A 12,115-nucleotide genomic window follows, 5' to 3' on the forward strand; every position below is an offset into this window, starting at 1 on the left:
TGGGGGATGAGGGCAAACTTGCAAAACTGGGATGCGCCCGATGCTTGCTCTCTCGACTTTTTCACTTTGATCTCTATGTTCACTTTTCGTTCACTTCTCTATGAGGCGATCGCCTCTCCGTTTCTTCTTCATCCTTGCGCTATCTAAACCAGGGAAATTGCAACCAACTATCACATCGTTAAAGCGATAAGGAGTATCACTATGGAGCCTGAGGTTCTCCAGTCGGAACCCAGACTGCCCACACCGCAATACAGCGGCATATGGGCAAAACTGGCAAACTTTTTTCGGTTCGACCAATACGGCACGAATTTTCGGACTGAGACGCTGGCGGGGTTCACTATTTTCATGACCATGGCCTACATCCTGGTCGTCAACCCGCTAATTCTGTCGGATGCCATTTTCCTGCAAGAGCCACGAGATCTGTTTGGCGAACAGGTGTTTGCTACGGCAATCTCAGCGGCGATCGCCACGCTAGTCATGGCCCTAGTGGCCAACTATCCATTTGCCCTGGCTCCTGGCATGGGGCTAAACGCCTTCTTTGCCTACTCCGTCGTGCTGACGCTGGGCTTCGACTGGCGGCTAGCTCTGGCGGCAGTGCTGGTGGAAGGCATCATCTTTATCATTCTGACCTTTACCAACATCCGCAAGCAGATTGTCGATGCCATCCCGATGACGCTGAAAACGGCGACCTCTGTGGGAATCGGCTTTTTCATCGCCTACATTGGGCTAGCAGGCGACCCGGCCACGGGCGGCGCAGGGCTGATCGCTGCCAGTCCCGTCACCAAGACCACGCTGGGTACCCTGGGCAATCCCAATGCGCTGCTGGCTCTATTTGGCATTGCCCTGACGACGGCCTTCCTGGTGCGGCGGGTACGCGGGGCGCTGCTCTGGGGCATTTTGGCAACGGCGGTGCTGGGCTGGATTTTGGGCGTGTCTCCCTGGCCCAAGGGCATCGTTGGCGCACCCCAGTTTCCCGTCGATCTGTTTGGTAAGGCGTTTAGCGGGCTGGGCATGGTCACGGGCAGCAACTGGATTGATTTCCTGGCGGTGCTGCTGGTGTTTCTATTTGTGGATATGTTTGACACCGTGGGTACGCTGTCGGGCGTGGGTAAGCGAGCGGGCTTCTTGACAGAAACTGGCGAACTGCCCCGCACGAATCAGGCGCTATTGGCAGATGCTGTGGGCACAACGGCCGGGGCGATCGTCGGCACTTCGACCGTCACCAGCTACGTGGAATCGGCGGCAGGCGTGGCCGAAGGCGGCCGCACGGGCTTTACAGCCCTGGTGACGGGTCTTCTGTTTGCCCTAGCGATTTTCCTGGTGCCGCTGTTTGAGGCGATTCCTGCCTATGCCACGACTCCAGCCCTGGTGATTACGGGTGTGCTGATGATGGCAGGCGCGGCAGACATTCGCTGGGTCGACCCTGCCGAAGCCGTTCCCGCCTTCCTCACAATCTTCTTCATCCCGCTGTCCTTCTCCATTGCTACGGGACTTTCCCTGGGCTTCATTGCCTATCCCCTGGCCAAGACCTTCCAGGGCAAAGCCCATGAAGTGAGCCTGGCCACCTGGATTCTGGCGGCGGTTTTCGTAGCACGGTTTATCTTCATGACGCTGCGCTTTGGCTCAGCGGAGTAATCGGGTGATGGAGGAATGGGCGAATGGGGAGTGGGACGGTGGCTTTCCAGCACTCCCTAACCCCGTGACTCCATGACTCCACCCCTTCCAGCACTGCTCCGATGTCTATCCAATGCTTCTCTCAACTCGCAATCCTTTTGCAGCATCATCCGGTTGTCCTGGCAACGGTCATCCAGGTGCGGGGATCGGTGCCGCGGGAGGTGGGGGCGCGGATGCTGGTTTGGGGAGATAGACAGATCTGGGGCACGATTGGCGGCGGGGCGGGTGAAGCAAAGGTGATTCGCGCCGCGCAAGCCGTCCTGAAATCGGGCGAAAAGCAGCGGGTGCAAATTGACCTGTCGGGTGCGCCAAACCGCGAGATTCAGGGCGTGTGCGGCGGCTGGATGCAGGTTTGGGTGGAGCGCTGGCAGGGGGAGGGAGCGATCGCCCTGGCCCAGTCCATCTGCGATCGCCTCCAGTCGGGACAGCCCGCCACGCTGGTCACGCCCCTTTCTATTGACCCTGCCATTGACCTTGCTACTAACCTTGCTATTGATCAGTCGCCCTACCTGGCCGATGAGTTGGGAAATGGACGGGCGATCGCCCTTAGCGAATCTGCCTTTGTCGAAACGCTACAGCCGCCGCCTGCTCTGCTCATCGTCGGCGCAGGTCACGTTGGCGAACAGTTGGCCAAAGTCGCCGCTCTCATTGGCTTTCAGGTCATGGTGCAGGACGATCGCCCGGAGTGGGCCAACGCCGACCGCTATCCCCAGGCGACGCGCATCTTTGCCGAGCCGATTGCCAGCGCTCTGCGCCAGCTAGCGCCTCATCCCCAGCTTTATGCCGCCCTGGTGACTCGCGGCTACCAATATGACCTAGAGGCGCTGGACTGTTTGCTAAGCCGCAATTTGCCCTGTTTCTACCTGGGTATGATTGGCAGCGAAAAGCGCGTGCGCCAGGTCTATCAGGCGATCGCCCAGCGCGGCATTGATCCTGGCAAATTGCAAACCATCTACGCCCCCATTGGGCTAGACATCGGTGCCCTCACTCCAGAAGAGATTGCCGTCAGCATCGCTGCTGAGCTAATCCTGGTTCGGCGCGGCGGCACAGGGCGATCGCTCTCCGCACCCCTCCGCCAGTCCGCTGCCCCTCTTTAGCGTTCGCGTTTACGATTCCATCCCTCTGCCACCCTGTCACCCCCTCATGTCCTAATGTCTTTCAACCCATCTACGCCCGCCCTCGCCAAATCGCCCATTGTCCTGGTTGCACCCTTCTTCTTTTTGGGGACGGCGATGGTGGTGATGAAATTTGTTCTGCCCCACACCACGCCGCTGTTTCTAGCAGGATTTCGGCTCCTGCCTGCGGGGCTGCTGGTGCTGCTGGTGGGGGCGATCGCCAAACTGCCGCAGCCTCAAGGCTGGAAAGCCTGGAGTTGGATTGCGCTGTTTGGTCTGGTCGATGGCGCACTATTCCAGGGCTTCTTGAGTGAAGGACTGGTGCATACAGGCGCGGGCTTGGGAGCCGTGCTAATCGACGCACAGCCGATGATTGTGGCGGTGCTGTCGCGGTTCATCCTGAACGATGTGATTGGGCTTTGGGGCTGGATTGGGCTGGCGATCGGGGTGCTGGGCGTAGCGCTGTGTGGTCTACCAGAGGCGGCGATCCAGTCCACCCTCCAGGGCCACCTCAGCCTGCCAAGCGGAGCCTTTAGCTGGGCGACGCTGATGCAAAGTGGCGAACTGCTGATGATCCTGGCGGCGCTGGCCATGTCCTTTGGCACAATCATCGTCACCTACGTCCGCAAACACGCCGACCCCATTGTGGGCACAGGCTGGCACATGATTATCGGCGCGGTTCCCCTGCTGCTCTTGTCGGCGCTGACTGAGGCAGGTCAGGTGTCGGGGCTGAATCTGGGCGACTGGGCCGGGCTGGGCTACACGACGATCTTCGGCACGGCGATTACTTACGGCATGTTTTTCTACCTGGCGGCGACGGGCAATGTCACCAGCGTCAGCGCGTTGATTTTCCTGACCCCTGTCTTTGCTCTTCTCTTTAGCAATCTGATGCTGGGAGAACAGTTGACCCGACAAGAATGGATTGGCGTGGTGCTGACGCTGGTGAGCGTGTATCTGGTGAATCAGCGCCATGAGCTGGCGGCAAAATTTGCAGGGTCTAGCCCAGTCGTTGTCGCCCTCCGAGAGGGAGCCGTAGAAGCTGCCACGGTCAACTCCTCGGTTCATCCCTCGGTCAATCCGTCGGTTAATCCTCCGCCCCACTCCGATTCGTAATAGGACTTACGCACTTGCGATTAAACTTTTTGGGTTTTGGACGATTTCTCGCGGGTGCAGCCCGCGAGAAATCGTCCAACTGCATAAGTCCTATCGTAATTTTGCTTCGTAATCCTGATGAATAAATCGGTGGTGATCCCCAAAGAGGGATCGTTTTGTGTCGCTTTACCCTGTCTTAACTTTTTGCAGGCTTAAATAGGGGAGGCGCTGGTGGCTATCGCTTCCTGAACGCAACTCCCTGCAAACGTCTCCTTTTTGTCTCCCTTTTTGATAGTTCTGTTTTGATAGTTCTAAGTCGGTCAATGCTCATTTCACTGTCTGATTTCATCTCTCGAACGACCCCTGCGGGCGCGGCACTGTTTCTGCGGTGGGAGGGGTATCACGTCTTTTCGATTCCTCGGAGAGAACTGACTCACGGCGGCGATCGCCTGCGGTTTTTTGGGGTGGGCGGCAAGCGGCGATCGCCCGATGAGTCTTGGACAGACTGCGCCCTGCGAGAAAGCGCTGAAGAAATCGGCGCGGTGGTTTCTGCGATTCACAGCGCTGAACAGACCTATTTTCTGAGTGCTGACGGGCAAGTGCTAGCGGTGCGCCTGCTGGAATCGGGCCTTTGCCCCCGGTTAATTTTGGAAAAGCGAGCACACTCCAGCTACGGCAGCCTGGCCAGCAGCCAGCAAGCCTACTACCTGCTGGCCTTTGATGCGTCTCTGCGGGCAAAGCCCCAGCCCAGCAGCGAGATCGCGGCGCTCCTATACCTGCGCGACGAGCATTTGCAGCAGATGCAGATGGGCGATTGCCCCACCCTTGACCACCTGCTCGGCACAGACGCAAAAATCGACCTGCAACCGGGCATTCGGCTTAGCTCGGAGGCGGTTTTCGTGCCCCACGGCACGGCGGCCTTCCTGACGCACCAGGGCGCGAGGAGTTGGGGTCTATCAATCGGGGGTTAGCGGTTACGGCCGATGCTGCCAAACCCTATCCCACCCTAAGCGTGTGCTTCAAACTTGTGGGCGTAGGCTTTGAGCAGCGTACTCACCTGACCCAGCACTTCGTCGCTGGCGCTCTTGCCCAGGGCTTGGCGTTCGGGATAGAAGTCGGGGCGGTTGATGCTGCGGGCGATCGCCTCTGCAACCTGTTCTGCAATCAGCGGTTGCAGGTCTTCGCGGGCGCGGCTGCGCTGATAGTCTGCGCCCTCTTCTGTGGTGGCATACATGGGCGGCAATCGGTTTAGCGCGTAGGCGGCAATGTCGCCCAAATCTAGCGTGCAATCGCTGGTGGCTTCGATTTCGGCAACACGGGCGATCGCCTCCGTTAGCACCATTTCTTCCATCACATTGATGAACTGCTTGCGGGGCACTGCGACCACCTCGCCCGTCAATAGTGCCCCCATGAGTCGATCGAGGGCCATGTACTCTTCAATAGACAATTCGGAAGCCGTATCGCAAATGCGCCCAACCTCAGCTTCCATCGCGGGGGTGAGGTAGCCATCTTGAAGCGCTTGCTCGACGATTTTCTCAATGCTCATGTTGCCCTCAAATCTTCACGGCAAAACGGAACGGGTCACTGGAGTCCACTAGGCTTATATCCATCTGGTTTAGTGTGCCCTGGAATTCCACAACTGCACCAACCCCATTTAACGATTGTGTGAAGATCTATCCGGACATTGATGCGGATATTGCCCGATCTGAGGTGAAATCTCTAGGTTTCACTCAATCTGGCTCGACGTAGCCCTGGATATTTTCCGGGTCAAATTGTTTCAAGATTTTCGTGGCCTGATTCGTCAGGTTGGGTTGCCCTTTGACGACGACAAGATATTTTCCCGCCTTGAGGCGATTTCGATAGGGCAGGGCATCGCCCCCGCCAAACACCAGCCCCGTGCCACCGCCGACAAAGAAACTGCCCATTGCGCCCGCGATCGCCCCCAAAACGCCACCGATGATCTGATTGCCCAGCACGCCCGCCGAAGGCACCAGTTGATACGCGGTCGCCAGGTTAAACGCCACCCCTGCAATAAAGCCAAACGGCACTAGCCACGTCGCCATCAGCAGTGCTTGCTTGCGGGCGGGCTTTTTGGGGTCCAGAAAGCCATATTCATCGGCGCTTTTGTAGCCGCGCCCCAAAATGCTGACCTGGCTCATGGGTAGGTTTGCCGCCTCCAGCGCCGAATAGGCCGCCTCTGCCTGAATGCGGTCAGGAAGAATTGCTACAACGTAATTCATGGCGATCGCCCTCCGTGCCTTGTCTGCAACCGGTTCAATGTGCAAGGTTTCCAACTGCTGGTTCCATTATCGGCTGAGATGGCGGCGCAAGCGTCGTTCGCAGGGTCAGGTGCAAATCTGCCGATTAAGATAAAGATAGAGAAATTTAGATGCTGCCAGGAGGACACGGTTCGATGGCATTGCAACAAGATTCACGCCAAGCAGCCCAGGCAGAGCAGGTGAGCGATGAGGGGATAGACGGGGCAGACATCGCCGCTCCCCAGCCCAACGACGGCGAAATCATTACCGTGCGCCCCGATGCAGAAACCTTGACGCGCCAGCGGTTGCCCTATTTCGTTGGCATTTCTGGCAACACCGCAGGGACGCAGGGCATCTCCATGAACCTGGTGATTATTCCGCCGGGAGCCTCTGCCGAGCCGCATTTTCACCGCGACTACGAAACCGCCATCTACATCCTGGAAGGGTGCGTCGAAACCCGCTATGGGCTGGGACTTCGACAGTCGGTTATCAACGAAACAGGCGATTTCCTCTTTATTCCCCCCGGCGTGCCCCACCAGCCCCATAACCTAAGCCAGACCAACCCGGCCCGCGCCCTCGTTTCCCGCAACGACCCCAACGAACAGGAAAACGTCGTCCTCTACAACCCGACAGGGGATACTCCCGCGAGTAACGCACCAGAATAAAAGCCCCTTCGTTCTTTGTTCTTCCCTCTTCGTTCTTCGTTCTTCCCTTTTCCCTCTTCCCTCTTCGTTTTTCACCTACCAGCCCAACGGCGTTGGCGCGACGGGCGCAATCTCCGGGCGATCGCCCCCCACCTGGCAGGTTTGCAGCACCCAAATCTGTGCGCCCTGATTGAGAAACTGGCGGGCGATGGTTTCGCAGGCGAGGCGAGGCAGCAGCGTCCGCCAGCTAATCAGCCCGACGGTGAGGTTATAGAGAATTTCGCTTTCGGGGCTAACGCCAAGGGTGCTGTCGTTCGTTTTCCAGTCGGCGCGGGCCGTGCCCAGCGGCAGCATCTCGCGTTTGATAAAGCGCCCCAACTGCACCAGTTGGTCAAACCGGGCTGCTTGGTCGGGCTGTTCATCCAGCCAAGTTTTAAGTTCTGGCATCCGGTTGAGCGCGTCGCCCAGATTTTTCACTGCTGCGTAGAGGGCCTGATTGGAGTCTTGCGAACAGTTGTGGGCTGGGCCGACGTAGGTTCCGCCTGTGCCGTCGCCAATGCGGTAGCGGGCGGTCATGATTTCAAGCTGGGTCACGAGTCCGTCTAGTGCCGAGGCTTTTACGCCGCCAAAGTCAAAGGGATTGGTGAAGGGGTCGTATTGAATCACGAGGTCGCACACTGGCCGCACGCCCAGCCAGCCAAACTGGCGATCGCCCAAAAATCGCTGCCACGAAAGCGTTCCCGCAATCACCCCGTCGGTATTGTGGGTGTAGACCTGGTGATAGTGAATGTCGAAGATTAGCTCGTCCGCCAGCGGCTCGCGCACCACCGTCGCCACGCCGTAGGCAAAGTGCCCAAAGTATAGCGGGCCCTGCGCCTGGGGTTCTGCTTTTTCGCCGCCGATGCCGCCATAGAGGTGAATCACCAGCGCCCGTGAGCCTTCGGCAAAGGTGGGCTGGCAAGCGGCGGGGGCATCTGGTGGTGCATTCGGGGGTGCATTTGGGGGTGCTTTCGGAGACTCCGCCAGACACTCGTTCATGAGCAGCGTTGAGCGGACGTTGCCCTTCAGCGCTGTAATGTTTTCCCAGATGCCGCGCCGGAGGAACTGCCACCCCTCGCGGCGATCGCCAATGGTTTGATCCGGCTGCAAGCGGAAGAGGGCACGGGGGGTGATCGCCTGCACCACAAACCGACCCGCTGCGTCCTTTGCGCCATAGAGATACCAGCCATCGCGCCCCGCAGGAGACTGCTCCAGTCCCCGATTCTCAGCAGGCGGCAGGTTGTTTGCATCGGGAATGACCGGAGGAAACTGCACAATTTCTGTGGACCCGTCAAACTGGCGCGTGGCGCGGTTGAAATGCTGAATGCGGAAAAATTCTGGCGCAGACTCGTCGGAGGCGGGCAGGGGCAACCCCTCGGTATCGACGGGTTCCAGAAGCCTGGCCAAGGCATAATAGCGACCCGTGATCTGCACGGGTTCTCGCGTGATGGAGAGGAGCGATCGCCCTTCGCCGTTGATCTGGATGTCTCGCACCTGTGGCTCGTCCAGCGATACCAGCACATCGTCGTAGGGTCGGCTGCCTGCCAGCGACTCTAGCGGATCGACCCGCTGCCAGCGATCGATTCGCAGCGGATGCACCAATCCCTTGCAAATGCTGTATTCTGTCTCTTCGCTAAAGAAGACATCGCGGGTCGTCTGCTGCAAAAAGAACTGAATCCCTGGTGTTTGCTGCCAGCGCAGCACTGCCACCTGTCCGACTAGATGGGCATACTCTGGCGGCGCATGATGCACCTCAAACCACACGCCACGCACCTGCCGCCGCTCGTCCCGGTTTGGCAAAATCAGCCGACCCATCCAGGGGGCGATCGCCCGATATAGGGCTGGGTCTACGGTTTGGTCGAGCGGATAATAGTCGGGTCGGTTAAACTCGGCTTGCCAATAGCGCTCGTAGTTGCTAGGCTTGGCGACCTGCGTATTGCTCACCAGCGCCGACTTGCCCTGCAAAATGTCGGATACGGCGCGAACCGTTGCTTCCAGGTGCGTGCGACCGTCGGGCAGGCGATCGGTAACGCTGTAGGGGCCGTCGGCTCCGTTGTGCCCCATCGGGCCGAGGGAAGAGAGGGTGATCTTTCGGCGCTGGCGGGCGCGGTTCCACGGCGACAGCGGAAACAGCCGCCAGCGCTGGGGAAACAGCACCGCGCCCTGTTTTTCGACCCAGTCGCGATCGCCCACCAAATGATAGAGATGCTCTAGCTCCAGCAGGTTGTGATTGCCGCTGACCACGCCCGCCAGCGAAATCACGTCGATGGGCGCTTTCAGCAGTTGCTTCAGCGTCAGCGCTGCCCGCAGCGCCACCTGTGCCCCGCCGCTATAGCCCAGCAGCGTGACCGGAACGCCGCTATTTGGCTGATACCCGTAGTGGGTTAGGCTGTTGAAAATCACCTGCGCTGTGCCCTGGCCGTAAATCGGGCCGTAGCGCTGATCGGCAGTCACGGCGACTACCAGCACGTTGCGGATGTTAATCAAAAACGAGAGCAATAGCCCCAAGATGCCGCTAGAGGGCGACATTTGCAGCCGATCGACGATGCGCCAAAAGAACGCCAGCATCCGTCGCTCGGTCAGCGACCGATTCATCACCGAGTAGGACATGATGCCCTGAATCAGCACAATATCATCGGGCATATCGGCTGCTAGCGTCGCCAGGAATTCTTCCACATCGGGCAGGTAGGTATACTTTCCCTGGGCGATGCCATCTAGGTAAATGACGTAGCGAGTGATGGTGCTGGGTTCGGGCAACGGCTCTGCCAGTATCCCCGGTGCCTGTAGCGTTTGCAGATCTTCGCCATACCAGCCCGCCCACCAGCCCAGCGCCTCCAGTGGGGCCAGCAGGCTGGCCACCAGAACTGCAAGTCCACTCACCAGCAGCAAATCTTTGGTAATGCTGAGGGTGGCTGTCAGCATCAGCAGCGTGTGCGATAGCCATCCGCCGACGGCTGGAATCAGCATTGTCGAGGCTGCTAGAAATGCCGCCAGAACCGTGCCTGTCACACTTGCAACTTGCCAGGGCGATCGCCCTCGTTTGGCAGCACGGGTCGGGGTCTGGCTGGGCTGTCCCATAAATCTCAGAGCCTAATCAAAGCCTAAACTGAAGTTCGGTGTTTTCTCTCCACCGTCCAAGATTACGACCCGGTGAGGTGTCTCAGCAAGCTTGAATCCCCTTGGCGGGATGGCTACGCTAGGGGCAAACAGCATGGCAGGATGGGCAGATGCAAATCATCAAGCGGAATGTGGAACTGCGGGTGGACGATAGCCTGATGCGGGTGTACGTGGCCGCGCCCAAGCCAGAGGGTCGATATCCCGGCATCGTCTTCTTTTCAGATATTTATCAACTGGGCAGCCCGATTACGCGGCTGGCAGATCGGCTGGCGGGCTACGGCTATGTGGTGGCTGCGCCGGAAATCTTTCATCGGCTGGAACCCGTGGGCACGGTGATTGAACCCAGCGACCTGGGGCGGATGCGGGGCAATGATGACGCTCGACGAACGGCGATCGCCCACTACGATGCTGATACCCGTGCCGTCCTTGATTTCCTCAAGTCTGAAAGCAGCGTGTTGCCCGACAAACTAGGCAGCATGGGCTTTTGCATCGGCGGACACCTGGCCTATCGTGCCGCGTTCCAGCCGGAGGTCAAAGCCACCGTCAGTTGCTATCCCACGGGTATCCCGATTGGCAAGCTGGGTAAGGGCGTGGCCGACACCCTCCAGCGCACAGGCGAAATCCACGGCGAACTGCTGCTCGTCTTTGGCACCCTCGACCCGCATGTGAAGGAACCCGATCGCCACACCCTCGCCCAAACTCTGGAAAAGACTGGCGTAAGGCATCAAATCTTGATCTACGAGACCGACCACACCTTCATGCGCGACGATGGCCCCCGCTACGACCCCGCTGCCACTGATGCCGCCTGGAACGAACTCATCCCGTTCCTGAAGCGGGTAATCGGTTAGCGCCTCACTGCGACTGGCGGCGCGAGGTGTAGTTGTAGGCGGCGATCGCCAGCAGAATCATGGCAAAGGAAAACAGCGTCGTCAGCGTGCCCAAGGCATAGAGCGCAGGCGAGGTGACGTTGGTGGTCATGCCGAAGATTTCCAGCGGCAGCGTGTTCTTTTGCCCCGACACCAGCGACGTGCGCGTAAATTCGTCATAGGACAGCGTAAAGCCCAATAGCCCAATGCCGATCAGCGCGGGCAGAATCAGCGGAAACACAATCTCCCAGAAGGTTTTGGTGTCGTTTGCGCCTAGGTCGCGGGAGGCCTCTTCGTAGGACGGGTTAAATCGGTTGAAAATGCCCAGCATGATCAGAAAGGCAAAGGGAACTGTCCAGGTCAGGTGTGCGCCCAGACCCGACGAGAACCAGTTTGTCTCCAGATCCAGCACCTGAAACACAATGCCGATGCCTAGAGAAATCAGCACGCTGGGCACGATCAGGCTGGCAATCGTGAGGTAAAACAGGGTCCCAGCCCCTTTGAACCGCTGCCGGAAGGCCAGGGCAGACATGACGGTTACGATGACCGACAAGAGTGTGACCAGTAGCCCCAGCAGGAGCGATCGCCAAAAAGCATCCGTAAAGTTGCCCACGCGCTGTTCCTGAAACACTTGCCCCAGCCAATAGAAGCTGAACCCCCGCATCGGAAAGGTCAGCGTGCCTTCTTCCCCTTGCAGCGACAGGATGAAAATTGCCAGCATCGGGCCGTAGAGAAACAGGACAAATAGCCCAAAGAAGCCTGCCAGCAGGTAGTAAGTCAGGGAGCGTTTCTGTTGCATCACAACTCCTTGCGGATATCAACGACGCGCAAAATTGCCATCACCAGAAGCAGCGTCACCAGCAGCAAAATCACCGCGTTTGCCGCCGCCAGCGGATACTGCAAGCTGCCGATTTGGGTCTGAATCATCTTGCCGACGGAGGCCGCCTGCCCGCCGCCCATCATCCGCACAGTGACGAACTCGCCCATCACCAGCGTCACCACAAAAATGGAGCCGATGGCAATACCCGGAGCCGCCAGCGGCAGGATGATTTCTTTGAGAATCTGGAAGCCGGATGCGCCCATGTCTCGTGCGGCGGTGATCAGGCTGCGATCGATCCGCATGAGGCTATTGAAAATAGGCGCAATCATAAAAAAGTTGTACAAATGCACCATGCCCAGCACGATGGCAAAATCTGAAAACAGCAGCCACTCTAGCGGTTGATTGATTAGCCCCAGGCGCATCAGCGTGCTGTTGACCAGACCCTCCCGCCCCAGCACGGGCACCCAGGAAATCATCCGGATAATGTTTG

Annotated in this window: 11 protein-coding genes; 6 read left to right on the top strand and 5 right to left on the bottom strand. The window is 58.7% G+C overall.

What is annotated here, in order from left to right; all coding sequences use genetic code 11:
• The first annotated feature begins 201 nt into the window (after positions 1-201).
• The 4 genes from IGS51_RS22005 (at position 202) to IGS51_RS22020 (ending at position 4,852) form a co-directional block, all read left to right on the top strand.
• Positions 202-1,635, top strand: a complete 1,434-nt coding sequence (locus IGS51_RS22005; protein ID WP_297081017.1) for an NCS2 family permease — start codon at positions 202-204, stop codon at positions 1,633-1,635.
• 101 nt (positions 1,636-1,736) lie between these two features.
• Positions 1,737-2,771, top strand: a complete 1,035-nt coding sequence (locus IGS51_RS22010; RefSeq protein ID WP_297081019.1) for an XdhC family protein — start codon at positions 1,737-1,739, stop codon at positions 2,769-2,771.
• A 54-nt stretch (positions 2,772-2,825) separates the two neighbouring features.
• Entirely contained in the window at positions 2,826-3,902 is a 1,077-nt protein-coding gene (locus IGS51_RS22015; RefSeq protein WP_297081021.1) for a DMT family transporter, read from the top strand.
• Positions 3,903-4,204: 302 nt separating this feature from the next.
• On the top strand, positions 4,205-4,852 hold the full coding sequence (locus tag IGS51_RS22020) for an NUDIX hydrolase (RefSeq protein ID WP_297081023.1): 648 nt from the start codon (positions 4,205-4,207) through the stop codon (positions 4,850-4,852).
• 35 nt (positions 4,853-4,887) lie between these two features.
• Here IGS51_RS22020 and IGS51_RS22025 read toward each other — a convergent pair whose 3' ends face one another.
• Both IGS51_RS22025 and IGS51_RS22030 read right to left on the bottom strand, forming a co-directional pair.
• The gene (locus tag IGS51_RS22025) at positions 4,888-5,427 is read right to left on the bottom strand and encodes a late competence development ComFB family protein (protein ID WP_297081025.1); all 540 of its coding nucleotides are present in this window, start codon (positions 5,425-5,427) and stop codon (positions 4,888-4,890) included.
• A gap of 184 nt (positions 5,428-5,611) precedes the next feature.
• Entirely contained in the window at positions 5,612-6,121 is a 510-nt protein-coding gene (locus IGS51_RS22030; RefSeq protein WP_172358619.1) for a hypothetical protein, read from the bottom strand.
• Positions 6,122-6,294: 173 nt separating this feature from the next.
• Here IGS51_RS22030 and IGS51_RS22035 point away from each other — a divergent pair, with 173 nt between their 5' ends.
• Positions 6,295-6,804, top strand: a complete 510-nt coding sequence (locus IGS51_RS22035) for a cupin domain-containing protein (protein WP_297081027.1) — start codon at positions 6,295-6,297, stop codon at positions 6,802-6,804.
• A 75-nt stretch (positions 6,805-6,879) separates the two neighbouring features.
• Here IGS51_RS22035 and IGS51_RS22040 read toward each other — a convergent pair whose 3' ends face one another.
• The gene (locus tag IGS51_RS22040; protein ID WP_297081029.1) at positions 6,880-9,900 is read right to left on the bottom strand and encodes a CAAX protease; all 3,021 of its coding nucleotides are present in this window, start codon (positions 9,898-9,900) and stop codon (positions 6,880-6,882) included.
• Positions 9,901-10,049: 149 nt separating this feature from the next.
• Here IGS51_RS22040 and IGS51_RS22045 point away from each other — a divergent pair, with 149 nt between their 5' ends.
• Positions 10,050-10,787, top strand: a complete 738-nt coding sequence (locus tag IGS51_RS22045; protein ID WP_297081030.1) for a dienelactone hydrolase family protein — start codon at positions 10,050-10,052, stop codon at positions 10,785-10,787.
• Positions 10,788-10,791: 4 nt separating this feature from the next.
• On the opposite strand, the gene IGS51_RS22050 is transcribed toward IGS51_RS22045, so the two are convergent.
• A complete protein-coding gene (locus IGS51_RS22050) occupies positions 10,792-11,604 on the bottom strand; it encodes an ABC transporter permease (protein ID WP_297081032.1) in 813 nt (270 codons plus the stop codon).
• On the bottom strand, positions 11,604-12,115 hold a 512-nt coding region (locus IGS51_RS22055), incomplete at its 5' end, for an ABC transporter permease (protein WP_297081034.1). The genes IGS51_RS22050 and IGS51_RS22055, both read right to left, overlap by 1 nt.

This window comes from Thermoleptolyngbya sp. M55_K2018_002 (genome assembly GCF_015295965.1).
In the GTDB taxonomy this organism is placed as follows: Bacteria; Cyanobacteriota; Cyanobacteriia; order Elainellales; family Elainellaceae; genus Thermoleptolyngbya; species Thermoleptolyngbya sichuanensis.

Coding starts and splice junctions, on each gene's coding strand:
- IGS51_RS22005 (WP_297081017.1), top strand. CDS start 202: ATGGAGCCTGAGGTTCTCCAGTCGGAACCCAGACTGCCCACACCGCAA.
- IGS51_RS22010 (WP_297081019.1), top strand. CDS start 1,737: ATGTCTATCCAATGCTTCTCTCAACTCGCAATCCTTTTGCAGCATCAT.
- IGS51_RS22015 (WP_297081021.1), top strand. CDS start 2,826: ATGTCTTTCAACCCATCTACGCCCGCCCTCGCCAAATCGCCCATTGTC.
- IGS51_RS22020 (WP_297081023.1), top strand. CDS start 4,205: ATGCTCATTTCACTGTCTGATTTCATCTCTCGAACGACCCCTGCGGGC.
- IGS51_RS22025 (WP_297081025.1), bottom strand. CDS start 5,427: ATGAGCATTGAGAAAATCGTCGAGCAAGCGCTTCAAGATGGCTACCTC.
- IGS51_RS22030 (WP_172358619.1), bottom strand. CDS start 6,121: ATGAATTACGTTGTAGCAATTCTTCCTGACCGCATTCAGGCAGAGGCG.
- IGS51_RS22035 (WP_297081027.1), top strand. CDS start 6,295: ATGGCATTGCAACAAGATTCACGCCAAGCAGCCCAGGCAGAGCAGGTG.
- IGS51_RS22040 (WP_297081029.1), bottom strand. CDS start 9,900: ATGGGACAGCCCAGCCAGACCCCGACCCGTGCTGCCAAACGAGGGCGA.
- IGS51_RS22045 (WP_297081030.1), top strand. CDS start 10,050: ATGCAAATCATCAAGCGGAATGTGGAACTGCGGGTGGACGATAGCCTG.
- IGS51_RS22050 (WP_297081032.1), bottom strand. CDS start 11,604: ATGCAACAGAAACGCTCCCTGACTTACTACCTGCTGGCAGGCTTCTTT.